Origin of the sequence: Halorubrum zhoui (genome assembly GCF_051194155.1) — an archaeon.
Taxonomy (GTDB): Archaea; Halobacteriota; Halobacteria; order Halobacteriales; family Haloferacaceae; genus Halorubrum.
On the sequence record NZ_JBLZNJ010000002.1, the window covers coordinates 285,367 to 309,161 of the forward strand.

General features: G+C 67.5%; 27 protein-coding genes. 14 read left to right on the forward strand and 13 right to left on the reverse strand.

The window, feature by feature from the left end:
• Positions 1–55: 55 nt before the first annotated feature.
• From ACNTAO_RS03140 to ACNTAO_RS03150, 3 genes are all read right to left on the reverse strand, one after another.
• Positions 56–763, reverse strand: a complete 708-nt coding sequence (locus tag ACNTAO_RS03140; RefSeq protein WP_435160495.1) for a metallophosphoesterase — start codon at positions 761–763, stop codon at positions 56–58.
• Positions 760–1,431, reverse strand: a complete 672-nt coding sequence (locus ACNTAO_RS03145) for a J domain-containing protein (RefSeq protein WP_435160496.1) — start codon at positions 1,429–1,431, stop codon at positions 760–762. Before ACNTAO_RS03145 ends, ACNTAO_RS03140 begins: the two co-directional genes overlap by 4 nt.
• A gap of 116 nt (positions 1,432–1,547) precedes the next feature.
• Entirely contained in the window at positions 1,548–1,805 is a 258-nt protein-coding gene (locus ACNTAO_RS03150) for an MTH865 family protein (RefSeq protein ID WP_435160497.1), read from the reverse strand.
• Between the two features lie 120 nt (positions 1,806–1,925).
• Between ACNTAO_RS03150 and ACNTAO_RS03155 the strand changes: the two genes are divergently transcribed.
• The 8 genes from ACNTAO_RS03155 to ACNTAO_RS03190 all read left to right on the forward strand — a co-directional run bounded on the left by ACNTAO_RS03155 (position 1,926) and on the right by ACNTAO_RS03190 (position 7,068).
• A complete protein-coding gene (locus ACNTAO_RS03155) occupies positions 1,926–2,981 on the forward strand; it encodes a M42 family metallopeptidase (protein ID WP_435160498.1) in 1,056 nt (351 codons plus the stop codon).
• Positions 2,982–3,098: 117 nt separating this feature from the next.
• On the forward strand, positions 3,099–3,380 hold the full coding sequence (locus ACNTAO_RS03160; protein ID WP_053771189.1) for a 50S ribosomal protein L44e: 282 nt from the start codon (positions 3,099–3,101) through the stop codon (positions 3,378–3,380).
• A gap of 2 nt (positions 3,381–3,382) precedes the next feature.
• Positions 3,383–3,556, forward strand: coding sequence for a 30S ribosomal protein S27e (locus tag ACNTAO_RS03165; protein ID WP_435160499.1), 174 nt, complete (start codon positions 3,383–3,385; stop codon positions 3,554–3,556).
• Positions 3,557–3,573: 17 nt separating this feature from the next.
• Complete coding sequence (locus ACNTAO_RS03170; protein ID WP_435160500.1) at positions 3,574–4,374, forward strand: translation initiation factor IF-2 subunit alpha; 801 nt, start codon at positions 3,574–3,576, stop codon at positions 4,372–4,374.
• A gap of 20 nt (positions 4,375–4,394) precedes the next feature.
• On the forward strand, positions 4,395–4,577 hold the full coding sequence (locus ACNTAO_RS03175) for an RNA-protein complex protein Nop10 (RefSeq protein WP_435160501.1): 183 nt from the start codon (positions 4,395–4,397) through the stop codon (positions 4,575–4,577).
• A 70-nt stretch (positions 4,578–4,647) separates the two neighbouring features.
• Positions 4,648–5,403: a proteasome assembly chaperone family protein gene (locus ACNTAO_RS03180; protein ID WP_435160502.1), complete on the forward strand. Its 756-nt coding sequence runs from the start codon at positions 4,648–4,650 to the stop codon at positions 5,401–5,403.
• A gap of 64 nt (positions 5,404–5,467) precedes the next feature.
• Positions 5,468–6,634, forward strand: a complete 1,167-nt coding sequence (locus ACNTAO_RS03185) for a thiolase domain-containing protein (RefSeq protein WP_435160503.1) — start codon at positions 5,468–5,470, stop codon at positions 6,632–6,634.
• A complete protein-coding gene (locus ACNTAO_RS03190) occupies positions 6,631–7,068 on the forward strand; it encodes a Zn-ribbon domain-containing OB-fold protein (protein ID WP_435160504.1) in 438 nt (145 codons plus the stop codon). Before ACNTAO_RS03185 ends, ACNTAO_RS03190 begins: the two co-directional genes overlap by 4 nt.
• A 37-nt stretch (positions 7,069–7,105) precedes the next feature.
• Here ACNTAO_RS03190 and ACNTAO_RS03195 read toward each other — a convergent pair whose 3' ends face one another.
• Positions 7,106–7,867, reverse strand: coding sequence for a VOC family protein (locus tag ACNTAO_RS03195; protein WP_435160505.1), 762 nt, complete (start codon positions 7,865–7,867; stop codon positions 7,106–7,108).
• A 146-nt stretch (positions 7,868–8,013) separates the two neighbouring features.
• On the opposite strand from ACNTAO_RS03195, the gene ACNTAO_RS03200 reads away from it, so the two are divergent.
• The 5 genes from ACNTAO_RS03200 to ACNTAO_RS03220 all read left to right on the forward strand — a co-directional run bounded on the left by ACNTAO_RS03200 (position 8,014) and on the right by ACNTAO_RS03220 (position 13,406).
• The gene (locus ACNTAO_RS03200) at positions 8,014–8,445 is read left to right on the forward strand and encodes an EamA family transporter (protein ID WP_435160506.1); all 432 of its coding nucleotides are present in this window, start codon (positions 8,014–8,016) and stop codon (positions 8,443–8,445) included.
• Between the two features lie 96 nt (positions 8,446–8,541).
• On the forward strand, positions 8,542–9,987 hold the full coding sequence (locus ACNTAO_RS03205; RefSeq protein ID WP_435160507.1) for an MATE family efflux transporter: 1,446 nt from the start codon (positions 8,542–8,544) through the stop codon (positions 9,985–9,987).
• 449 nt (positions 9,988–10,436) lie between these two features.
• Entirely contained in the window at positions 10,437–11,306 is an 870-nt protein-coding gene (locus ACNTAO_RS03210; RefSeq protein ID WP_435160508.1) for a hypothetical protein, read from the forward strand.
• 15 nt (positions 11,307–11,321) lie between these two features.
• On the forward strand, positions 11,322–12,308 hold the full coding sequence (locus ACNTAO_RS03215) for a glycosyltransferase family 4 protein (protein WP_435160509.1): 987 nt from the start codon (positions 11,322–11,324) through the stop codon (positions 12,306–12,308).
• Complete coding sequence (locus ACNTAO_RS03220; RefSeq protein WP_435160510.1) at positions 12,309–13,406, forward strand: glycosyltransferase; 1,098 nt, start codon at positions 12,309–12,311, stop codon at positions 13,404–13,406. It begins immediately after the preceding gene.
• A 40-nt stretch (positions 13,407–13,446) separates the two neighbouring features.
• Here the strand turns inward: ACNTAO_RS03220 and ACNTAO_RS03225 are convergent, their stop codons facing one another.
• The 8 genes from ACNTAO_RS03225 to ACNTAO_RS03260 all read right to left on the reverse strand — a co-directional run bounded on the left by ACNTAO_RS03225 (position 13,447) and on the right by ACNTAO_RS03260 (position 22,105).
• Entirely contained in the window at positions 13,447–14,274 is an 828-nt protein-coding gene (locus tag ACNTAO_RS03225; protein WP_435160511.1) for a metallophosphoesterase, read from the reverse strand.
• Entirely contained in the window at positions 14,274–16,013 is a 1,740-nt protein-coding gene (locus tag ACNTAO_RS03230) for a hypothetical protein (RefSeq protein ID WP_435160512.1), read from the reverse strand. The genes ACNTAO_RS03225 and ACNTAO_RS03230 overlap by 1 nt, the downstream gene beginning before the upstream one ends.
• Complete coding sequence (locus ACNTAO_RS03235) at positions 16,010–17,281, reverse strand: Single-stranded DNA binding protein (RefSeq protein WP_435160513.1); 1,272 nt, start codon at positions 17,279–17,281, stop codon at positions 16,010–16,012. Before ACNTAO_RS03235 ends, ACNTAO_RS03230 begins: the two co-directional genes overlap by 4 nt.
• Before the next feature lie 134 nt (positions 17,282–17,415).
• Entirely contained in the window at positions 17,416–18,138 is a 723-nt protein-coding gene (locus ACNTAO_RS03240; protein ID WP_435160514.1) for an ABC transporter ATP-binding protein, read from the reverse strand.
• A complete protein-coding gene (locus tag ACNTAO_RS03245) occupies positions 18,135–18,902 on the reverse strand; it encodes an ABC transporter ATP-binding protein (protein WP_435160515.1) in 768 nt (255 codons plus the stop codon). Before ACNTAO_RS03245 ends, ACNTAO_RS03240 begins: the two co-directional genes overlap by 4 nt.
• Positions 18,899–19,924 carry a branched-chain amino acid ABC transporter permease gene (locus tag ACNTAO_RS03250; protein WP_435160516.1) on the reverse strand — a complete coding sequence of 342 codons (1,026 nt, stop codon included), beginning with the start codon at positions 19,922–19,924 and terminating at the stop codon, positions 18,899–18,901. Before ACNTAO_RS03250 ends, ACNTAO_RS03245 begins: the two co-directional genes overlap by 4 nt.
• On the reverse strand, positions 19,921–20,793 hold the full coding sequence (locus tag ACNTAO_RS03255) for a branched-chain amino acid ABC transporter permease (protein ID WP_435160517.1): 873 nt from the start codon (positions 20,791–20,793) through the stop codon (positions 19,921–19,923). The genes ACNTAO_RS03250 and ACNTAO_RS03255 overlap by 4 nt, the downstream gene beginning before the upstream one ends.
• A gap of 1 nt (position 20,794) precedes the next feature.
• A complete protein-coding gene (locus tag ACNTAO_RS03260) occupies positions 20,795–22,105 on the reverse strand; it encodes an ABC transporter substrate-binding protein (RefSeq protein ID WP_435160518.1) in 1,311 nt (436 codons plus the stop codon).
• A gap of 245 nt (positions 22,106–22,350) precedes the next feature.
• On the opposite strand from ACNTAO_RS03260, the gene ACNTAO_RS03265 reads away from it, so the two are divergent.
• A complete protein-coding gene (locus ACNTAO_RS03265) occupies positions 22,351–22,686 on the forward strand; it encodes a DUF7510 family protein (protein WP_435160519.1) in 336 nt (111 codons plus the stop codon).
• A gap of 17 nt (positions 22,687–22,703) precedes the next feature.
• Here ACNTAO_RS03265 and ACNTAO_RS03270 read toward each other — a convergent pair whose 3' ends face one another.
• The gene (locus ACNTAO_RS03270; RefSeq protein ID WP_435160678.1) at positions 22,704–23,732 is read right to left on the reverse strand and encodes a glycosyltransferase family 4 protein; all 1,029 of its coding nucleotides are present in this window, start codon (positions 23,730–23,732) and stop codon (positions 22,704–22,706) included.
• Positions 23,733–23,795: the final 63 nt, after the last annotated feature.

A 23,795-nucleotide genomic window follows, 5' to 3' on the forward strand; every position in this document is an offset into this window, starting at 1 on the left:
CACACTTCGCGGAGGGCTGTCATAAACGTTCGTTATGAATGGTCGAGGCGTCCGCTCACAGGAGCGGCCGGAGGTCGCCGAGCGGCGGAAATCGCAGCGATTCGCCGGCGTCGTCGTCGAACACGATCGGTTCGAGCGCGTCTGCGTCGGTCACCAGTGGTGAGCCGAACGCCTCGGCGGTCAAGTCGTTGACGACGACGCCGGACGCGAGCCGGGTGAACGCCGGGAGACACACCACGTCCGCGCCACGGAAACACGCCCGACCGTGGAGCACACACGGGTGGCGGGCGCCCTCGAGGACGATCGTCGGGTGGACGTGTCCGATCAGGTAGCTGTCGGCCGTCGTCGTCGGCAGTTCGTGGCCGTGACAGACGACCGTGTGTGAGCTCGTACCGTCGTCTGCGAGGACGTACTCGTCGTGGAGGGGGCCGTCCCACGCGTTCGTGAGTCCGACGTCGTGGTTACCGGCGACGAGGACGAGGTCGGCACCGGCGTCTTTACACGTGGTCTCGAGCGCTTCGAGCGCCTCGCGGCTGTGGTCGCTCACCCGACCGAACGTGTGGACGACGTCGCCGGCGATCACGACCGTTTCGGGGTCGAACCGGGCGAGTAGTCTGCCGAGCCGCTCACGCACGTCTGTCGCCGCCCCGAGCGGCAGTGAGACCGCAGACGATTCGTCGCGACCGACGTGCGTGTCGGCGATCACGAGCGTCGCAGCCGTCTCGAGGTACGCCCCTCGCCCAACAACCGTGAACGCCGTCACCGACCGAACCCGGGTCGTGTCGTCCGTGCACCGCCCCGGGTGGGTTCCGGTCGGCTCCCGTCGGCGTGGTCGCTCGCCGTGGCGTACGCCTCCTGTACCCGCCGAAACGCCTCTTCGTCGCCGCCACGGTCGGGGTGGGCGTCTTTGACCCGCTCGCGATAGGCGTCTCTCACCGCGTCGGGGTCGGCACTCGGGGGGAGCCCGAGCTCGGCGAAGGCGTCCGCGACGGACCGGTTCGGGACCGACCGACCTGCGGGCGACGCCCGGTCCGGCTCCGAGACGTCGAACGGGAGGCGTCGACCGAGACCACGGCCCGGCATCTCGTGTTCACACAACACCGCGTAGACGTCTGTATCGTCGAGCTGGAAGTAGTCGCGCGCATCGAAGGTCACCGCGACGTTCCGCGCCGGAAGGTAGAACGGGACGCTGACCCCATCGACAGCGTGGTTTTCGTGGAATTGCTCGTCGATAGCCGTCAAGTACGCCCGTATTTCGGCGTGTCGGCGTTCTCCGATTCCGCCGGACCCGTCTCCGCCTGGCCCTTCTTGAGGCGGGGAGAGCCGGCTGCCGAAGTAGAAGACGAGTGCGACGCCGACCGAGGCGACCGCTCCGAGCGCGACGCCGGCGATCACCCACGGCGGAAGGCCACTGGGTCCAACCACGGTCACGCCCGATGTAACGCGGCTGGGAGTATGAATCCCTCGGAGCTGGTCGCGTCGTCGACGGCCGTACTCACGTAGGGTGCGTCAGAGACACGTGTGACCAGCCGAGCACACGTCACCGGTCAGATCAGTCCGTTCGCCTCGACGGCAGCCATCACGTCGTCGACGAGCGCCTCGACGCTGTCGTACGGAAACTCTTGTTCGCCGGCGAGCTTGGTGGCGAGCTCCATGGCCGTGAAGCTGACCTCGCCCGCCTCGAATCGCGTCGCCGGACCGTCCGGGAGCGCCGGAACGAGGTCCATCTGGCTCTCGACGGGGAAGTCTGCGCCGGCGAACGCGTCGAGGAACTGTTCACGAAGCTCCGTTTTGGCCTCTGTCATGTGCACACGTGGCCAGAGCGCCCGCAAAAGGATTGCGACCAGACTCGTGCGAGCTCGCTCGCCGCGATGTCGGATACGGAATCCTACGATACTTTGCCGCTGGAACCGATAACATCACGTATGGATTCGCCGTTCGACGACGACCTGCTCCGTGAACTCACCGACGCCTGTGGCGTCCCCGGCTACGAAGACGACGTGCGCGATGTCGTCCGTCGCGAACTCGACGAGACGGTCGACCGCGTCCAGACCGATGCGATGGGAAACGTGGTCGGCACCCTCGAGGGGTCGGGCGATACCAGCGTCGCGGTGGCAGCACACATGGACGAGATCGGGTTCATGATCCGACACGTCACCGACGAGGGGTTCGTCCAGGTCGATCCGCTCGGCGGGTTCGACGCGCGGGTGCTCCGAGCCCAGCGCGTGACGATCCACACTGCGGACGAGGACCTCACCGGCGTGATCGGATCGGTACCACCCCACACGCTCACCGACGAACAGCGCGAGGCCGACGACGAGGTCGCCGACGTGTACATCGACCTCGGACGCGACGCCGAGGCGGTCGCGGAACTGGTGAGCGTCGGCGACCTCGTCACGCTAGACCAGACGCTGACCGAGCTGGGCGACTGTGTGACTGGCAAAGCGCTCGACGACCGCGTGTGTCTGTTCGCGATGCTCGAGGCGGCCCGACGGGTCGAGGACCCGGCCGTGACGATCCACTTCGCCGCGACGGTACAAGAGGAGGTCGGGCTTCGTGGGGCCAACGCGCTCGGCGTGGACATCGATCCCGACCTAGCGATCGCCCTCGACGTCACCGTCGCCAACGACGTCCCGCAGATCGGCGAGCCGGCGGACGCGGTGACTGAAGTCGGCGAGGGAGCGGCGATCAAGCTCAAAGACTCCTCGGTGATCACGAGCCCGAAGGTCCATCGACGCCTGACCGCGGTCGCCACCGAACGCGACATCCCCCACCAGCACGAGGTGCTCCCGGCCGGTGGGACGGACACGGCGGGCTTCCAGAACAGTCACGGCGCGAAGCCCGTCGGCGCGATATCGATCCCGACGCGGTACCTACACACCGTCACCGAGACGGCCGCCGTCGACGACGTCGTCGCCACGATCGACCTCCTGACCGGATTTCTGGAGACCGAGACCGGCGAGCACGACTACACGCTGTAGCGGTCGGGCGTCTCGTCGAAGCGGTGAGAGGCGGAGCCGTCCACGGCTCCCCGTGGCCGGTGCAGACCAAACTCGTTTTAACTGTCGGCGTCGAATCACGGGATAAGGTAGTTATCTATGGAGATGCCACGCCGATTCAATACGTACTGCCCGCACTGTGACTCCCACCAGGAGCACGAGGTCGAGAAGGTGCGCTCTGGCCGCGCGACCGGAATGAAGCGCGACGCCCGACAGCGGCGCCGCGCCCTCGCGACGATCGGGAACGCCGGCGGGTACTCGAAGGTGCCCGGTGGCGACAAGCCGACGAAGAAGACCCACCTCAAGTACCGCTGTGGCGACTGCGGGAAGGCACACATGCGTGAAGGGTGGCGCGCCGGCCGACTCACCTTCCAGGAGTGAGCATGGCAGGAAGCTTCTACCGCGTCGTCTGTGCGGACTGTGAGAACGAACAGGTCGTCTTCGGCAAGGCCGCGTCCGTCGTGTCGTGTGCCGTCTGCGGCACGACGCTCGCGACCCCCACGGGTGGGGACGCCGAACTGCAGGGCGACGTCGTCGAAACCGTCGAGGCACGGTAACCGCCTCACATCCACTCATGAAGTACAGCGGCTGGCCCGAACCCGGTGAGCTCGTGGTCGGCGACGTCGACGAGATCGCCGACTTCGGCGTCTTCGTCGACCTCGACCAGTACGAAGAAAAGCGCGGCCTGTGTCACATAAGCGAGGTGGCGTCCGGCTGGATCAAGAACGTTCGCGACCACGTCCGCGAGGGACAGACGGTCGTCGCGAAGGTGCTTGAGGTCGACAAGTCGTCGAACCAGATCGACCTCTCGATCAAAGACGTCAACGAACACCAGCGCAAAGAGACGATCCAGGACTGGAAAAACGAGCGGAAGGCCGACAACTGGATGCTCATCGCGCTGGGTGAGGACGTCGCCGACGACCGCTACACCTCGGTCGCGAACGCCCTGTTGCGCGAGTACGACTCGCTGTACGACGCCTTCGAGGCGGCGGCGATCCGTGGAGAGGAGGCCCTCGAGGACGCCGACATCGACGCGGACGCGGCCGAGGCGATCGTCGCCGCGGCCCGCGAGAACGTGTCGGTGCCGTACGTCGACGTGACGGGGTACGTCGACCTCGAGTCGACGGCTGCTGCGGGCGTCGACGACGTGCGTGAGGCCCTCGAGGCGGCCGCAGGGAACGGCGAGATACCCGACGGCGTCGACCTCGACGTGGCGTACGTCGGCTCGCCGGAGTACCGGATCACGGTCCGGGCGCCCGACTACAAGACGGCCGAAGCACAGCTCGAGGCGGCCGCCGAGCGCGCCCGTGAGACGATAGCTGCCGCGGGCGGAACTGGCGCGTTCCACCGTGAACGCCGCGAAGACGACGAGTAACGCCGGTACTGGAACGCCCGATGCGATCCGACATTCGCGTGTGCTCGACATGGGAGACCGTTCACGACCGACCGGTGTACACGCTCACCGATACCTGTCCGATCTGTGGTGCGCCGGCCGAAAACAGCGCACCTGCACCCTTCGATCCGACGGATCGGTACGGGAAGTACCGTCGTCGGGCGCGTTCTGACGCCCCCGAGTGACGACCGGCCGTACGAGCGAGGAACGTCCAAATAGCCACGCTCTTGTGACCGCCGACCGGACGGACGCGGTATGGACGACATCGAGATCGACGAGGTGGCGACGCCGACACTCGCGGAGCCGGTGCTCATCGAGGGGCTCCCGGGTGTCGGGCACGTGGGGAAGCTCGCCGCAGAGCACCTGCTCGAAGAGTGTGACAGCGAGCTGGTGCGCCGGGTGTACTCGACCGAGTTCCCACCGCAGGTGAGCGTCGATGGCGACGACGGGGTCGCATCGCTCACGTGTGCGGAGTTTCACGCGGTCGAAACCGGGGGATCGGACCTACTCGTGTTGACCGGCGACCACCAGGCGGGGTCGAACGAGGGACACTACCGGCTGACGTCGACGTTCCTCGACGTCGCCGAGTCGTTCGGGGCGACGCGCGCGTTCGCACTCGGTGGCGTCCCGACCGGCGAGTTCGTCGAGGAGTACACCGTCCTCGGCGCGGTGTCAGACGAGGCGCTCTCCGCGGAGCTCCGCGAGGCCGACGTCGAGTTTCGGACCGACGAGCCGGCCGGCGGGATCGTCGGCGTCTCTGGGCTCGTGCTCGGACTCGGATCCCGTCGCGGGCTTGAGGCGGCGTGCCTGATGGGCGAGACGAGCGGGTACCTCGTCGATCCCAAGAGCGCCCGGGCGGTCCTCGAGTCGCTCTCGACGCTGCTCGAGTTCGACCTCGCGTACGAATCGCTCGAAGACCGCGCCGAAGAGATGGAAGAGGTCGTCGGAAAGATCCGAGAGATGCAAGACGGTCCGGCCATTCCCGACGACGACCTGCGGTACATCGGGTGAGTCGGCCGCGCAGGGTGTTCGGGTTTCGGCAGAGCTAAATCGGGTCCACGGTCATCGATCGTGTATGACCGAGGTACGCGTCGCCGGCGTCGGACTCACGCGGTTCGGCTCGCACCCGGACCGAACCGGCCGGGACCTCTTCGCGACGGCGGCCGAGCGGGCGTTCGCCGACGCGGACGTCCCGCGTGCAGACGTAGCGCGGCTCAACTACGGCAACTTCATCGGCGCGCTTGCAGAACAACAGGGACATCAAGCGCCGTTGATGGCTGAAGCCGCGGGAATCCGTGCGCCCGCCACCCGCTACGAGTCGGCGTGTGCGTCCGCCGGGGTCGCAGTACGGGAGGCAGTTCGGACGATCCGTGCCGGGGATGCCGACGTCGTCCTCGCCGGCGGCATGGAACGGATGACGAACCTCGAGACGCCGGCGGTGACGGAGGGCCTCGCGATGGCCGCCGACGACCTCTTCGAGGTTCACGCCGGCGTGACGTTTCCCGGGGCGTACGCGCTGTTGGCCCGGGCGTACTTCGAAGCACACGGTGGCACCCGACGCGACCTCGCACACGTCGCCGTAAAGAACCACGCGAACGCGGTGCCGAACGAGTACGCGCAGTTCCGCGATCCGATCTCCGTACGAGACGCGCTCGACGCCCCACCAGTGGCCGACCCGCTGCACCTCTACGACGCCTGTCCGATCACCGACGGGGCGAGCGCTATCGTGCTCGTCTCGGCGTCGTACGCCGCCGACAACGACATCGACGCGCCGGTAGCCGTCACCGGAGCCGGCCAGGGGTCAGACCGGATGGCGCTCGCGGACCGAGCGGACCTCACGCGAACGCCGGCTGCGGTCGCCGCCGCGGAGACGGCGTACGACGCGGCTGGCGTCGAACCCGACGACGTCGACCTCGCGGAAGTTCACGACTGTTTCACCATCGCAGAGGTGCTCGCGATCGAGTCGCTCGGGCTGGCCGAACCGGGTGCCGGCGTCGCTGCCGCTCGCGACGGGGTGACGACTGCCGACGGCGACACCCCGGTGAACCTCTCTGGCGGGCTCAAAGCGAAGGGACACCCCGTCGGTGCGACGGGTGGCTCACAGATCGTCGAGGTGACCCGACTGTTGCGCGGTGACCACCCGAACAGCGAGCACGTCCCGGACGCGCGGGTCGGCGTCGCACACAACGCCGGCGGCACGGTCGCGAGTGCGGTCGTCCACGTGCTGGAGGTGGCCCGATGAGCGACCGCAAGGGGGGGTACAACGAGTGGCTCGACGCGCTTCGAGACGACGACGGACACGCACTCGTGTGTCCGGACGGGCACGGGTCGCTTCCGCCGCGCCGGGCGTGTCCGACGTGCGGGGCGACCACGCTGTCGCGTGAGCCGCTACCGGAGACGGGTACCCTGAAGACGTTCTCCGTGGTCCACGTCCCGCCGCCGTCGTTCGCCGGTGACGCCCCGTACGTGACCGCGATCGCGTCGTTCGGTCCGGTTCGGCTGACCGGTGTGCTCCGCGGCGTCGACCCGGGTACTGTCGGCGGTGGCGAAGACGGCCGCATCGACGACGGTGCCGACGTCGACGTGGGCACGCACGTTTCGGCCGATGTCGAGACGCGGGACGGAACGCCCGACCGCGTCGTCGTGTTTCAGCTGATCGAAGAAGACGCCGAGTGAAGCGTGGTCGTCGGAGTCGCTGCAGTCTGGCCGTCAGCTACTCCGTGACGATCTCGACCTCGTGGCCGTCGGGATCCGTGGTGAACGCGTAGCGGTCGTCACACGACTCGGGGTCGCGGTAGTCGGGCGCTTCACGTTCCATCAGCGTCTCCCAGGCGTCGTCGAGGTCGTCGACGGCGACCGCGAGGTGGCCCCATGCGTCGCCCATCGTGTAGCTTCGCCCGTCGTAGTTGTACGTGAGCTCGATCGACATCGCCTCGTCGGGAGCGGCCGCGGGCTCGACGAAGTAGTTCGCGAACGTGTCGGATTCCCAGCGGCTCACCTCGCCGTACTCGAACTTTCGGCTCCAGTAGCCGAGCGCCTCGTCTGCGTCCTCGACCCGGATCATGGTGTGGTCGAGACTCCACTTCGCACCGTGGTCGCGTGTTACTATCTCGACTTCATGGCCGTCGGGGTCTTTGACGAACGCGTACCGGTTGTTACACGACTCGGGATCGCGGTAGTCTTCGACGCCACCTGCAAGCAGTTCGTCGTACGACGACTGGAGTTCGTCTTCCGGCACGCGAACCGCGATGTGGCCCCAGGCGTCACCCATCGTGTATTCCCGGTCGTCGTGGTTGTACGTGAGCTCCAACAGCGCGCCGGACTCGTGGACGGACTCCGGACCGAGGAACACGTTCGTGAACGTGTCGGCCTCCCACCGGCCCTTCTCTTCGTAGCCGAGGTGCGTCTGGTACCACTCGAGGCTCTCCTCGAGGTCTTCGACGCGCATCATAACGTGGTCGACGGTAGACTCCATACGTGACAGATCGGCGGCTCGACGCAAAAACGTACTGAAGCCGGCGTGGCTCGTCGGCGACGACCCCCGCACGTGATCGTCGACCGTGATCGTCGACCGTGCCGCGATGTCGGCACACACTTGCCCGCGCCACGGAAATGACTGGTATGGACGTTAGTTACCTTCCGTACGCGATCCTGGCGATGGCCGCGTACACATTCGTGTCGCCGCTCATGCGACTCGCGACCACCGGTCCCGACGCCGTGCCAAGTGACGTCGCTGTCATCGTCTCCAACACGCTGCTCATCGGGATCGCCGTCGCCGTCGTGTGGTACACCGATCAGGGCTTCAGTGTGCATCTCGGGTCACCAAACCTGTCGTACGTGCTCGTCGCCGGCGTCTTCCTCGCGGTCGGGATCCTCGCGCTGTATCGGGCGCTCTCGCTCGGGCCGGTGAGCGTCGTGACGCCGATCTTTGCGCTGTTTCTCGTCTTCTCTTCGCTCATTGGAGTGGTGTTGCTCGGTGAGAGCTTCTCTGCGCGGAAGGCACTCGGGATCGGGTTCGCCGTCGTCTCGGTGTACCTGGTCTCCGGTGCGTGAGCCGCGCGTCTCCGGGGACGGTCGCCCGGTCGATCCGGAAACGACCGCCGCGTGAGCAAACGCCTTTGATACGTGGGCGATAGTCCCATCGGTTCAGTGGTCTCCGTCCCGAATCCGATTCGCCTCGTCGTACTCGCCGTGGGTCTGCTGCTGGCTCGACTCGGCGTCATCGACCGCCACCGAGTGGTCCGGACGACGGATCTGGCGTGGCCGCGGGTCGTCACCGGCATCGCCCGGATGTCGAAGAACGCGGTCGACGTCGCGATGGTCGGGGTCGCCATCGGCACCAGCGCAGTCGCCGGGGTTGGGTTCGCCGGGCCGTTCTGGGGGATCGCGTTCGCGATCGGCGGGGGTGCCGCCGGAGGCACGATCGCGCTCGTCTCCCAGCGCTACGGGGCCGAGACGTTCGGGGAGCTCGGAGACGCCGTCCGCGCAGGCGTGCTCCTCGTGGTCGTCGCCAGTCTCCCCGTGACGGCCGTCTTTTACGCCGTTCCCCACGAGCTCATCTCGCTGCTCTCCAGCAACGAGCGGGCGATCGCCTACGGCGCCGACTACCTGCGAATCGTCGGGTTCGGCGTCCCGTTCGCCGGACTCAACCTCGTCGCCAGTCGGGTACTCGTCGGCTGTGACGACGCGTACACCGCGATGCAGCTCCGAGCCGGCGGGGCGGCTGCGAACGTCGTGTTGAACGCGGGGTTCATCTTCGGGTTGGGCTGGGGCGTCGAGGGCGCAGCGCTCGGGACCGTCGTTTCGAACCTCGCGGTCACAGCCGCGTTCGCGCTCGGGATCGTGCGCGGGCGGCTTCCCGTGCTCGGCGCGTTCCCGGTCGCGATCGACCCGTTCGGGTCGTATCTGAACCGTGAGATGCTCGCTGATCTCGTGGAGATCGGACTCGCAGTCGGCGCGCGCAACCTCGTCTGGGTCGCCGCGGAGTTCCCGATGTTGTTCGTGCTCGATATTTTCGGGGAGACGACCGTGGCCGCGTTCGTGATCGCCCGTCGGATCTGGGGCATTATGAACACGCCTGGCTGGGGGTTCGGGCTGGCGTCCTCGAGTCTCGTCGGGCAGGCGCTCGGCTCCGAGGACCCGGCCGAAGCCGAGGCGTACGCCCGCGACATCATTCGGTTCTCCGTCGGGACGTACCTCGTGAGCGCCGGACTCGTCGCCGTCGTCGCGCCCGACGTCGTGGCCCTGTTCGTCAAGGACCCGACGGGTCCGGAGGTACCGATCGCCGTGGACCTCGTCTACGCGGCCTGTATCGCGGTCGTCTTTCAGGGCGTCTCTGGGGGCGCTGCGGGCCCGCTCGACGCGGCCGGCGACACCACCGTTCCGTTCGCGAGTCAGTTCGTCGGCATGTTCCTCGTCGCCATTCCGCTCGCGTACCTCGGGGCGACGACCGCACTCGGCCTGTGGGGGCTCTACCTCGCGTTCCTCGCCGAGACGTCGATCCCCGCGTCGATCAACTACTGGCGCTTCCGGTCCGGCCGCTGGAAGCGGATAAGTGAGGCGTACCGTCCGGATCCGGTGGCCGCAGACGACTGACAGACGGTGACACCCACGTCGTGCGGCACCCCGCTCCGAACGCCAACTCTCGCGGTGGCGCGCGCCTCGTGGGCCGCGAAGCGTGCCCACGAGCGCGTGCGAGGGATGAGCGAGTCGCCGGCGGCGACTCGCGAATCGGCTGGGGAGGGTGTGGCCCGAGTGACGCCCGGGTACCGCGGGTCGTCTCGGTCACATACCTACCACACACGTATGAGAGCGAATCGGTCCGGGAGGGCGTGGCCCAAGTGGCACTCGAGTACCGCGGTTCGTCCCGGTCACACGGCTACTCCGGACGTATGGAATCGGCTCGCGAACGCGTTGCCAACCAGCGTCTCCGGGTGTCTCGGGTCGACGCCATCACGCGGTCACCGACCATACGTCCGCTCACCTCGACGTCTCGGGGACTTCGATACACATACAACGGTCGATAGAAAACGTGTCCACAACGGATGACCGACCACCGCTTTCTCGAGTCCGACTGGGACTACTGTCTCGTGTTAGACGCCTGCCGGTACGACGTCTTCCGCGACGTCTACGACGAGTACCTCGACGGCACCCTCGAGAAGCGTCAGAGCGTCGGTTCGTCGACGCCCGAGTGGGCCTCGAAGACGTTCACCGGCGACCACGACATCGCGTACTTCTCCGGGAACCCGTTCATCAACGACCTCGGAATTCCCCTCAACGAGCTCAAGTGGGGCGCGAGCTGTGACTACGAGTGGACCGCGAGCGACCACATCACCGACATCTTCGACGTCTGGCAGACCCACTGGGACGACGACCTCGGCACCGTCCCACCGTCTGGCATCGAAGCCGCGTTCCGCGAGGAGTCCGCCGCCGTCGCCCGCGCCGACCGCACCGTCCTCCACTACATGCAGCCGCACGCTCCGTACCTCTCTTACGGCTCCGGCGGGAAGCTCAAACAGATCCAGAAGGGGATCAAAGCCCAAGGCGAGGCCGCCGACGAGGATGGCACCGACGCTCAAGACGACGGCACGCTCGCCGCCCTCTCTGACACCATCCGCCCGAAGATCGAGTCACGGCTCGAAGACAGCGAGATGGCCCAGAAGGCTGGTCTCTGGCTGGAACTCGACCCGAAAGAGCTGCTCTCGAACGGGACCCGCGTCGCCGCCTTGGAGCTGTACGAAGCAAACCTCCGGATCGCACTCGAGTCGATAGCCGACCTCGTCGACGACCTCGACGGCGACGTCGTCGTCACCGCGGACCACGGCGAGGCGTTCGGCGAAGAGGGCGTCTGGGAACACCACATCGAGACGCACATCCCCCCGCTCGTGGAGGTGCCGTGGCTCGACGTGGCGTGAGCCGATGAGGCCGCGATGAGGGTCAGCCACTACCTGGAGTTCGAAGCCCACGTCACCGGCGGGATCCGTGAGTCGGTCGCCCACCAACGGACGATGCTCGAACACCTCGACGTCGCCTACACGACCGAGCCGACGCTCGACGCGGACGTCTTCCACTGTAACCTCGTGGGCCCGCGATCCGTGTGGTACGCGAAGCGCGCGGCCGCCCGAGGCGTCCCGGTCGTCGCGAACACCCACGTGACCGCCGAGGACTTCGGCGACAGCTTCCGGTTCACGAACGCACTCGCGCGTCCGCTTCGGCCGTACCTCGCGTGGGCGTACGGCCACGCCGACGCGCTCGTTTGCCCGTCGACGTACAACCGTGAGGTGATAGCCGACTACACCGACGTGCCGACTCGCGTCATCTCGAACGGGGTCGACCACGAGAAACTCGCGGGTGCCGACGCGCTTCGCGACGAGTACCTCGACCGCTACGACCTCTCCCCACCCGTCGTCTTTCTCGTCGGCCACGTGATCAAACGCAAGGGCCTCGAGACGTTCGTCGAAGCCGCCAGGCGCCGACCCGACCTCGACTTCGCGTGGTTCGGCCCGCTCGACCGCTCGCTGAAGGGGCGTGAGACCACCCGGCTCATCGACACCGCCCCCGACAACTGCACCTTCACGGGCTACGTCGAAGACATCCGCGGCGCGTACGCCGCCGGCGACGTCTTCTTGTTCCCGACCCACGAGGAAAACGAGGGGATTGCACTCCTCGAGGCGATGGCCGCCGGCACGCCCGCGCTCGTTCGCGACATCGAGCCGTTCGCGTGGCTCGAAGACGGCGAGGAGTGTCTGAAAGTCGACGCCGACGCCGACGTCGACGCCGTCGTCGAGGCACTCGACGCGCTCACCGACCCGGCGCTGCGCGATCGGCTCGGGGCGAACGCGGCCGTCCGCAGCGAGGCGTTCGACCTCGAGACGCTCGCGGACGACTACGCCGACCTCTACGCGGAGGTGGTGTGAGTGCGGATCGGCTTTTTCACCGACAGCTACTTTCCGGGGATCGACGGCGTCACCTACACGATCGACCTCTGGCGGGCGGAGCTCGAATCCCGGGGTCACGAGGTGTTCGTCGTCTACCCAGACGGTGACTACGAACCGGGCCCGCACGAACTCCCCGTCCGGTCGCTGCCGAACCCGTTTTATCGGGGGTACCGCGTCCCGACGCTCCGCCGGCCGTCGTCGCTGCCCGACCTCGACGTCGTCCACTGTCACGGGCCCGCGCCGGTCGGCCTGCTCGGCCGCTACTACGCATACGCGAACGACCTGCCCGCGATCTACACGCACCACACCCCGATCGAGGAGTACTTCGAGCAGAGCGTCGGGCGCGAGGCGATCGCAGGCGCGCTCTCGCGGCTGTACGTCCCACTCGAGACCGCGCTGCTCGCGAGCTTCGACGTGGTGACCGCCTCGACCGCGCGGATCGACCGGGACGTCGAACACGTCCCCCTACCCGTCGGCATCGACACGGACTTCTTCGAGCCGACGGCGACCGACTGGTACTCCGAAGCGACCGTGATCGGCTACAGCGGTCGGCTCAGTCTCGAAAAGCACGTCGAACACGTGCTCCAGGTCGCCGAGCGGCTCGACGAGTACCAATTCGTCGTGGTCGGCGAGGGTCCCCGACGCGACCAGCTCGAACGCGAGGCGCCCGCGAACGTCGAGCTCCGTGACTTTCTTCCACGCGAAGACCTCCCGACCTTCTACTCGTCACTCGACGCCTTCATTACCGCCTCGACGGGCGACACGCTCGGGTTGTCGACGCTCGAGGCGAACGCCTGCGGGACGCCCGTCGTTGCGGCCGACGTCCCGCCATTCGATCAGACCATCGGTCCAGAAAACGGCGCGCGGTACGCCCACGGCGACCTCGAGGCGATGGCCGACGCCATCGAGTCGTGTCTCACGGCCGAGCGGGACACCCGGGCGGCAGTCGAGGCGTACGACGTGACCCACACCCTCGAGAGTCTGGAGTCGCTGTACCGACACGGCCGCCTGCCGGCCGACGAGCGAGCGAGCGAAGCCGAAGACGACTGGTCGCTGTCGGACGATACGGTCGAGTGAGCGTGCCGACCTGCCCACTACGACCGCGGCCGCACGCCGCTCAGATCGACCGAAAGTCGCCGAGGCGCGTCCCGTCGAGGAGGTAGGCGTCGCCCGTCACGAGCCCGTCTGGGAGGAACGGCGCGAGGAAGTCGTCGCCCGCGACGTTGATCCAGGTCCCGCCAGAGCGCTCGTTGAACGCCGGGAACACCACGAGCTCCGGAGGATCGCCGGTGAACGACTCGGAGGCGTCCGACTCGCCTGCGTCCGGTGTGCTCCCGTCCGTCTCGTAACCGAACGCCGCGGGCGACAGCGGTCCGCGGAGCCACGCGCGGGCCGTCCGTGACCCACCGACCGCGTCCTCGAGTCGAACCTGTGGGTGTTCGTGACCGACGCAGATCACGTCGGCTCCCCACAACGCGGGATCGGGCCAGGTGTGGCCGTGGAGGACACCGACCGAACCACCCCCCGGCAGGTCGTGCGTCGCGTCGGCTCCGCCGAGTACCCCGCCCCGTGGGTCGACCACGTCGATAGCCGGCCCGATCGCCTCCGCGACGCCCGCGTCGTGGTTCCCCTCGACGAGCGTCAGTGGGACGCGATCCGTGACCGCCGCGACGAGCGCCTCGAGTTCCGCCTGCTCGTCGCCGTCCGGCGCGCCGATGCGGTGGACGAGGTCGCCGAGGACGACGACACGGTCTGGGGTCGTCGCTGCGATGAGCCCCAGGAGTCGGCTGCGACGCTCGTCGGCTCGGTCGGCGAGTTCGACGCCGCGCTCGTACCGGAGACCGGCCTCGATGCCGGCGTGGACGTCGGCGACGAGCAGGGCTCGTTCTGTACCGAGGTCGGCGACCGCGGCCGGCTCGCCGACGACGGGTTCGACCCGCGCCATCAGATGGCTTTGAGCACGCCCTCGCCCGGCTCGTAACACTTGCCGCTCATCAACGCGTCCTGGACCGCGTCCTCGACCGCCTCGCGGTCGGCCCCGTGCCCGGTGACGACCTGCTCGACGACCGCCTCGCGGTCGGCCCCGTCGCCGTCGTCGAGCGACGACATCGCCTCGACGACCGCGTCTTCGAGGTCGACCGCCGGCGCACCGGCATCCGCGTCGGCCACGCTCGGATCGGCGTCCGTATCTGCAGAGGCGGTCGCGGTCGAATCGGTGTCCGTGTCAGCGGTGGTGGTCGCGGTCGAATCGACGTCTACGCCCTCGGTCAAATCGGCGTCCGCGTCTGCGTCGGTAGTCGACGCCGCGTCAACACCGGCGTCGTCTGCGACCGCAGCGCCCGCGTCTGTCGCGCCCGTCTCGACCGCCTCAAACTCGTCTGGGCCCGGCACGTCGATGTCGGCGGCACCGGGTTCGTCGACCTCCGACCCCGTGGCGAAGTCGGTGCCGAACTCTGCTTCGATCTCCTCGCGCTCGTCGTCGTCGAGCTGGAACAGCTCGTCGTCACCCGTATCTGACGCCCCGGTCGACGCCTCCTCGCTGGCCGGCGACGCGTCGTCGAGTCCTGCATCGAAGTCTCCGAGCTCGTCGAGTTCGTCGAGGCCGTCGTCGTGCTCGGCGGTGTCGGTCGGCGGCGACGACGCAGGCGTCGGCTCGGTCGTACTAGTGGTGTCGTCGACGTCGGTGGCGTCACCCGCCGTGGCGTCGACGTCGGCACCCTCGGAGTCAGCAGCTTCCGTCGCGGGTACGGCCTCAGGGGCCGCAGGCGCAGCATCGGTCTCGGGAGCCGCAGCTCCGGCCTCAGACGCAGAAGCCTCAGCCTCGGCCTCGGTTACAGCACCATCGACACCGGCGTCAGACTCCCCGATAGATTCGGCCTCGTCCACATCGACGTCGGGGTCGGCTGCGGTCTCCGAGGCGATCTCCGTCCCGACGTCCCCAGCGTCGGTTCCGATCCGGACGTCCGTCTCCGGGAGCGGCCCGATGTCGACCGAGCCGGCCGCATCGGGCTCGATCGAGGGGGCTCTGACGTCGTCGCGCTCGCCGGCGACGAGCGCCAGTGCGTCCACCGCGAGCTGGCGAACCGCCTCCACGTACGCCGATCCGGTGCCGTAGTGGTCGAACGCCAACGGAATCCCGGCCGCGAGCGCCGCCGGCGCGCCACCCGCCGTGAGCGCGTTCCGGAGGTCGTCGCCACGGAGCGAGGATTTGAGCGCGCGTTCGACCACGGCGAGCCGGTCGAGCGTCGCTTTGGCCGCCGAGACGACCCACCGGTCGCGCGTCGCCGCGTCGACCTCGCTCAGCCGTTCGGGGCGCACGGAGGTGAACACCCGATCGCCGTCGTCCGGCTCGAACGTCCGCGCCTTCCCGGTCAACGCGACGAACGCCGGCGGCTCCGCCCGCGAGAGGAACGCCTGTTCGTCCGGCTGGTACTGGCCCGCATACGTGACGAACGCGCCCGAGGGGTCGACGAGGCGGCCGCGACTCGTCTCGTCGTTGACGCGCTCGACCTCCGTGAGCACGCCCGCGACGAACAGCCGATTGACCCGCGCGCCGGTGGGCGTCACCACGTAGTTCGGCGCGCGCTCCTCGTCGCTCTCGGAGTATGACAGCGAGGCGTCGTCGAACTCGGCGGCGAACACCCGGTGTGCGACCTCTCGCGTCCCCGGCCCGTCGTCGCTCATTCGCGCACCTCCGCGAGCGCGTCTCGAGCGGCCGCCGCCGGGTCCGCCGCCGCCGGCTCGAAGTTGGTCGCGTCCAGCGTGGCGCCGTACTCGTCGACGGAGAGGCTCCCCCGAACCGTGTACGTCCGACCGACCAGGTCGGCCGCGATCGATTCCGCGACCACGTCTTTGTCCATCGCCTCTGTGGCGGCCGCGAGCGCGTCTTCGAGCCCCCCGCCGTACACGTCCGCGGTTAGTTCGTCGTCGAGCACGACGGTGACCGTGTCGGTGCCGTCGTCGAGGATCGCTTTCACACGGAGGTCGTCTTCGCCGTCGACCGCGCCGTGACTCCGGCACTGGCCGTTCTGGATCACGCGGCCGCACGTCGGACAGCGCTCGATGAGCCCCGAGCCGTCGCGCACTTCGAGCACCGTGCCGGTCACCGTGACGTCGAAGATCCCACTGGTGTCGACCGCCGCGGCGATCGAGTGGTGTGGCGCCTCGTTCGTGACCGCTATCGACGCCGACAGCGGCGTGACCGTCGAGAATCGCGTGAGGTTGATCGAGGGGACCCCGCGGAACTCGCGCGCGTAGACGTCTTCGATTCGAACGTCTGCGCCCGCTTCGAGTGCCGGCGTCGGATCCCAGTCGGTGAACGGTAGTTTACCGGTCTCGTCGCCGAGAACCCCCTCAAGGATATCCGTCTCTCCGTCGCGGCCGGAGATCGTCTTCTCGTCGACGTCGAGCACACGCACCTCGACGGTCCGCCCACGGTCGCCGGCGTCGATCTCGACAAGGTCGCGCTCACCGCCGACCGGCCGGTCGACCGCGACCGGCTCGTCGGCGATCGCGACCGTCGTCGACTCGTTGAGGTTGAGTTCGGGAGCGCCCTCCCACTCGCGAATGCCGGCGTTGCCGATCGTCAGCGAGTCGCCCGGCTCGAACCCGAAGTCCTGCCAGGCGGTGTAGTCTATCGTTCCCGTCTCGTCTGCGAGCTCGCCCTCGTGGATCGTGAGGTCGTCGCCCTGGTAGCGTATCGAACGCGTCCCCCGGGTGAGCACGCGCACGGTGACGGTGACGTTCCCGTGGTCGGTGGTGATCTCCGCGAGGTCGACCGACGTCGGCGTCGCGCCGCCCCCGTCGCCGCCGCCGTGTTTTCGTCGCACGCTCTGTACCGCCTCGTCGAGGGGTACGCTGTACTCGAGGAGGTTCTCGAGGTCCGCTTTGACCTCCGCGGTGTCTGCGCCGAGGTCGGAGGCGAGCTCCTCGGCACGGTCGGTGACGTCCATCACGACGCTCTTCGCCGGCACCGCACAAAAGGGTTCACTCGCGGCGACCGCGGCACATCGAGCGCGAGCAGCTCCCGAACGCGAGCGGCTCCACCCGCGAGCGGCCCCGAGCGCGCGACCGCAGCTACCGCCGACTACAGATCGGCGCCAGAGACCGAGAGGTAATCGCGCATCAGCTGGTCGCGCTCGCGGATCTCCGCGGTCGTCCCATTGAACACCATCTCGCCGTTGTCGATGATGTAACCCCGCTCTGCCAGCTCGAACGCGAACTGCACGTTTTGTTCGGTGAGTAAGACGGTGACGTTTCGCTCGACGACGTCTGCAAGCACTGACTGCAGGTCGTCGACGATCACGGGTGCGAGCCCCTCTGTGGGCTCGTCTAAGAGCAACACGTCCGGGTCCTGCACCAGCGCCCGAGCGACAGAGAGCATCTGTTGTTCACCGCCGCTCAGGTTCTGGCCTGCACTTTGTTTGAGCGCGGCGAGCGGCTCGAACACCTCGTACATCTCTGCGACCGTCTGTGTCGAGTCGGGTGCGAGCCGCTTCGCCAGCGTGAGGTTCTGGTGGACCGAGAGCGTCGGGAAGACGCGCCGATCCTCCGGAACGAGCTTGATTCCACGGTCGGAGATCGCGTCCGGTGACTCGCCGGCGATCGGCTCGCCGCGGTAGGTGACGGTCCCCTGTCGCGGCGGGGCGACGCCAACGATTCCACGCATCGTCGTCGTCTTGCCGGCACCGTTGCGACCGAGCAGCGTCACCACCTCTCCTTCGTCTATCGTCAGGTCGACCCCATGGATGATGTGGCTGTCGCCGTAGTAGACGTGCATGTCAGAGACGGCGAGTACGGGGTCGCTCATGGCTGTTCCCCCAGGTACGCCGTGGTGACCGCCTCGTCGTCCATCACCGTCGCTGGCGGCCCGTCGGCGATCAGCTGCCCCTGGTGTAACACGAGAATGCGGTCGCTGATGTCGAGTACCATGTCGATGTCGTGTTCGGTGAGCACGAACGTCGTCTCCGTCGTCTCGTCGATGTCTTTGATTAACTCGACCATGTCCGCAGACTCCGAGGGATTCATGCCTGCGGTTGGTTCGTCGAGCAACACGACCGTCGGGTCGGTCGCCAACGAGAGCGCGATTTCGACCTTTCGTTTGTCACCGTGACTGAGGTTCGAGACGGTCGTCTCTGCGACGTCCACCAGATTCATCATCTGGAGCACCTCACGAGCGCTCTCGGTGAGCCCTGTGTCGTCACGATAGCGCGTGCGGAGCTCCTTCGACCGGCCGGTCGCCGCGATCCGGGCGACTCGGAGGTTGTCGAGCACCGACATCCCCGGGAAGCTGTTGTTGATCTGGTACGCTCGCGAGAGCCCGCACCGGGCGATCTCGTGGGTGGGCCGTCCCGTGAGCTCGTCGCGCTCGTTGTTCGCGTCCGTAATAAACACCCGGCCGTCAGTTGGCTCAAGCGCCCCCGTGAGGAGGCTGTAAAACGTTGTCTTACCGGCCCCGTTCGGGCCGATTATCGACGTGATCTCCGTCGAGTCGATCGCGACGGAGACGTCGTCGACGGCGACGAGGTCACCGAACTGCCGTCGGAGCGACTCGGTCTCGAGCACCGTCGTCACGCCGACTCACCCCCGGTGGCCCGCGAGACGACCCAGGAGACGAATCCGGAGACACCCCGCGGGGCGAACAACACGATCCCCAAGATGAGCGTCCCGAAGATCAGCTGCCAGTGGGCCTCGAGTACGGGGAACTGGGTGATCCCCCACCGGATGTACTCGAAGAAGAACGCGCCGATCGTCGGGCCGATGAACGTGTAGGGGCCGCCGAAGACGGTGATGATCACCGGCTCCGCGCTGATCGACCAGTGGAGGTTGGCACCGGGCGACAGCGAGCCGTGTAGCGGCGCGATCAACACGCCGGCGACCCCGGTGAACAACGCCGAGACGACGAACGCCGCCCAGCGGTGGGTACGGACACCCACGCCGAGTGCGCCGGTGCGTTCTGCGTTCTCGCGGATCGCCTCCGAGACCAACCCGAACGGCGACCGAACGATCCGCCACAGCAGGTACATCGCCGGAGCCACGACGAGAAGCGTCAGGTAGTAGTACGTCACCCGGTCGTACAGCGCGAGATCGAACCCGCCGAGCGTCGCCGTGCCGAGGATGACGGAGAAGCCGTCACTGCCGTTCGTCAGCCCGAGGTAGTTCTGGATCGCGAGCACGTACAGCGCCATGCTGAACGACAGCGTGATCATCGCGAAGTAGATCTCCTCGAGTCTGACGCTCAGGTAGCCGACGGGCACCGCGACCGCGACCGCGACGAGCACGCCGAGGACGCCGGCGATCAGAAAGCCGACGAGGGGCGTCGCCCCGCCGAGGCCGAGCCCGGGGGCGACGTCGCGCATGAATATCCCAACGGTGTAGCCGGCGGTCCCGAAGAACATCGCGTGCCCGAACGAGAGCAGCCCGGTGTAGCCGTACAGCAGGTTGAACCCCGTCGCGAACAACGCCAGCGCCAGCACCTCGGTGAGGAGGTACGTCTGGAACGACGGGAGCACGAGCGGCGCGACGACGAGCAGCACGCCGACGACGGCCACCACCGACCGGGGTGGGCGCTCGACGAGCGGGTGGACATCGCTCACAGCTCTTCACCTCCGAAGAGTCCCTCGGGTCGGAAGATCAACACGAGGATCATCGCCAAAAACGGCAGCAACTGGTTGACGCCGGTGGCGACGAGCACGCCGAAGCTCTGGAAGAGCCCGATGAGCATCGCACCGACGAACGCGCCGGTGAACGACCCGAGCCCGCCGATCACGACGACGACGAAGGCGTTGATGATCACCTGGTCGCCGAGTGCGGGCGTGAACGACTGGATCGGCGTCGTGAGTGCGCCGCCGAGTCCGGCGAGCACGCTCCCTACGGCGAAGACGCCGGTGTACAGCCGCGGGACGTCGACGCCGAGAAGCGCCGCCATGTCGCGGTCACTCGAGGTGGCGCGCACGAGCTGGCCGACGTACGTTCGCGTGAGGACGTACCAGAAGACGCCCATCGCGAGGAACGCGACGACGATGACGAACAGGCGGTACGCCGGGAAGCTCACGCCGAGCACCGGGACATTCGTCGCGAACGCGGCCGGCGTCTCGACCGTTTGGGTGCCGGAGCCCCAGATCGTGCGCGTGAGGTCGCTGATGATCAACACGAGCGCGAACGTGAGGATGAGCTGATCGAGCTCGTCACGGTCGTATATCCGGCGGATGAGCCCGAACTCGACGACGGCACCGAGGAGCCCGACGGTGAGCGCGGCGCCGACCGCAGCGACCCAAAAGTTGCCGCCAGCGGCACCGACGATGGACGCAGTCGCGTACGCCCCGACCATGTAGAAGGCACCGTGTGCGAAGTTGAGCACGCCGAGCACGCCGAAGATGAGACTCAACCCGAGCGCGACCAAAAAGAGTCGGCTGCCGATGCTCAGGCCGGTGAGGATCTCCTGAATCGGGAGACCGGCGGTCATCTTAGACGCCCGCCGGGTACTCGGAGTCGGCTAGGAGCGACCGGATGGTCTCCGGCGGCGCGTCGATGCGCTCGACCGGGTCGAGCCGGCTCAGCCCGAGCTCCTCGGAGTAGGCGGTCTGTCCCCAGACGGCCGGGAGGACGGCCTGATGGCTCTCCGGATTGATGCTGAACTCGCCGATCGGTGCCGACGTGCTCATGCCTTCGAGCGCACCGGTGACGTCGTCGGCCGTGGCACTGCCGGCGGCCTCGATCGCCTGTTTGTAGAGGTACAGGCCGACGTAGGCGTTGTGGGCGTTGTACGACGGCTGCTGGTCGTTTCGCTCGACGAACGCCTCGACGAACGTGCGGTTCGCCTCCGTGTCCGGCGTCTCGAACCAGTAGCGAGTCCCCGCCCAGAGCCCGTCCGGGATGTCGCTGCCGAGCGGCCGAAGCGCGTCGGTCGCGGCGCCGAGCGTCAACACGACGTGGTCGACTTCGTCGAAGAAGGCGGTGTCTTGGGCCTGGTTGATGAACGTGACGAGGTCGCTGCCCCAGAGGCTCACGACGACGCCGTCGGGTTCGCCGTTGAGCACCTTGTTAATCTGTGGGGTGTAGTCGCTGGCGCCAAGTTCGGGGAACGCGGCAGCGTCATCGAGGTAGTCGTAGCCGAGTCCGAGGCCCTGCGTGAACGCCTTGAAGTAGTCCCACGACTGGGTCCCGAACGCGTAGTTCGGGCCGAGCGTCGTCCACGACTGCCCGTCGAGCCGCTCGGCGATCTTCGCGGCGCCGTAGACGTTCTGTGAGAGATTGACGCCGTCGCGGAACACGTAATCGTTGCCGACCGCGTTCTCCCCCTCGGTCGCGGTGACGAACGGCGTCGCCGCGTGCGTGATCATGAACGGCGTCTGGAGCTGTTCGGCGATCGGGGCGACCTGCTGGGCGACCCCGCTCGAGTCGAGGCCGATCAGGCCGTCGACGTTCTCCTCTTCGACGAGCGACCGGGCGGCCTCGATGCCGGTCGGACCACTCCCCTCGCTGTCGCGGTAAATGAGCGGCTCGATCTCTTTGCCGTCGATGCCGCCGTTGGCGTTGATCTCCTCGCGGGCCATCTCGTAGCCCAGCTGTGCGGACTCGCCGTACACCGACGCGAACCCGGAGAGAAGGTGGATGGCACCGAACGTGATCGTGTCGTTGCCGCCACCGCCGCCCGAACAGCCGGCGAGTCCGGTGATCCCTGCGGCGGCTCCTGCTTTCAGTACGGTCCGACGGTCGAGTCGCCGCGTCGAGTCCCGCCCGGTCGCCGACGTCTCGTCTGTCGTGTGGTCGATCATGATAATTTGGCCTCGCATCGTCGGAGTTGAGAGCGGTATATATTGCTTGCGAATCGGTGGTAAAATAATTACTACTATCGTACTAAATGGCCCGACAGCGCGGCGATCGTATTGGATGCTCGACGTGACGAGTGTCGCCAGGTCGGACGCCAGACGCGTCGCTTCGAGCCGACCACGACACCCACACCTAAGCCACCGACCACCACACCCTCACATCTAAGCCGTTCGCCGCCGCACTCGTGGGCATGGAGGATGTCGACATCGACACGCACGTCACCGCCGACCGGACCGTCATCGAGGTGAGCGGGAGCCGCGACGTCGCCGTCGTGGTGCGCTCTGCTGGCGGCGAACGGATCTACTTACCGCCGGAAGACTTCGACGAGCCCGTGGAGGACTCGCCGTACGCCTCACCGTACACGTCGCCGTATCAGAGCGCGGGCGCGCGTGAAGACGACGGCACGCCGTACCGAGGCGCAGTCGAGAGTACGCGGGGCGTCGTCGAGACCGTTGCGGGATTCCGCATCAGCCACCCGGAAGCGGTGACCGAGATCGACGTCTACCGGCCGAGCGAGACGGCATAAGGACCCAGCTACCCCGGCTACGCGACGTCTTCGTACACCGCGAGCGTGTCTTCGGCGACTGCTGACCAGTCGCGGCGCTCGTACGTCGGGGGCGACTCGCGGTCTAACGCCGTGATGAGCCCGTCGACGATAGACTCGGAATCCGGCGTAACCTCGACGAGACAGTCGTCGGGGAGGACCTCCGCGGCGCCACACCGCGTCGAAACCACCTGGGTGCCAGCCTCAAGCGCCTCCGTGATTGTGATCCCGAACGGCTCTGCGAACGACGGCGAGACGAACGCGTCGGCGGCGGCGTAGTAGTCGCCGAGTTCGGCCTCGGGGACGTACCCGACGAACGTGACCCGGTCGTCGACACCGACGAGCTCGACGAACCGTTTGAGCTGCTCCGTCTGGTGGCCAGAGCCGCCGACGACGAGCGTGACATCGCGGCCCCGGAGTTTCTTCATCGCGTACAACAGGTGTGCGATCCCCTTCTGGTCCGTGTGTCTACCGACGAAAAAGAGCATCTCGCCGTCGATGCCGAGGTCACCGCGGACGTCCCGACCGGAAAACTCCGGCGTCGAGAAGCCGTTGTACACCACCCTGGCGTCTGCGCCGTACAGCTCGCGGATGTCCTCGCGGACGATCTCGCTCACGGCGATGTTCGTGTCGGCGGCGTTCGCGAGCCGACGCTCCGTCTCGACCTCGCGGGTCGGCGGGTCGATGTTGCGGTCGCTCGCGAGCGAGTGGAACGAGGACACCCACGTCGCGTCCGAGGCGCGGGCGGCCTCTCGGCCGGGACCGTACCCGAACCAGTCGTGTGTGTGTATCACGTCGTACGACGGCGCGAGCTCGACGAACCGGTCGCTGAGCCGGCCGACTCGGGCCGCGACGTCGCCCTCACCGGTCTCGACGCCCTCGAGTCCCGGCTCGTCTTCGGGCGCGAGCTCGGCGGGCAACACGAGCTTCGCGTCCACGTCGAAGGCGTCGCGGAGTCCAGAGAAGAGCTCTCCGACGTGAACGTCTAACCCGCCGGTGATGTTCGGCGGATACCCCCACCCTAACATGAGCACGCTCGGCGACATACCTCACGATCGGGGAGTCGGTACTTAGATATGGTCCCTCGAACC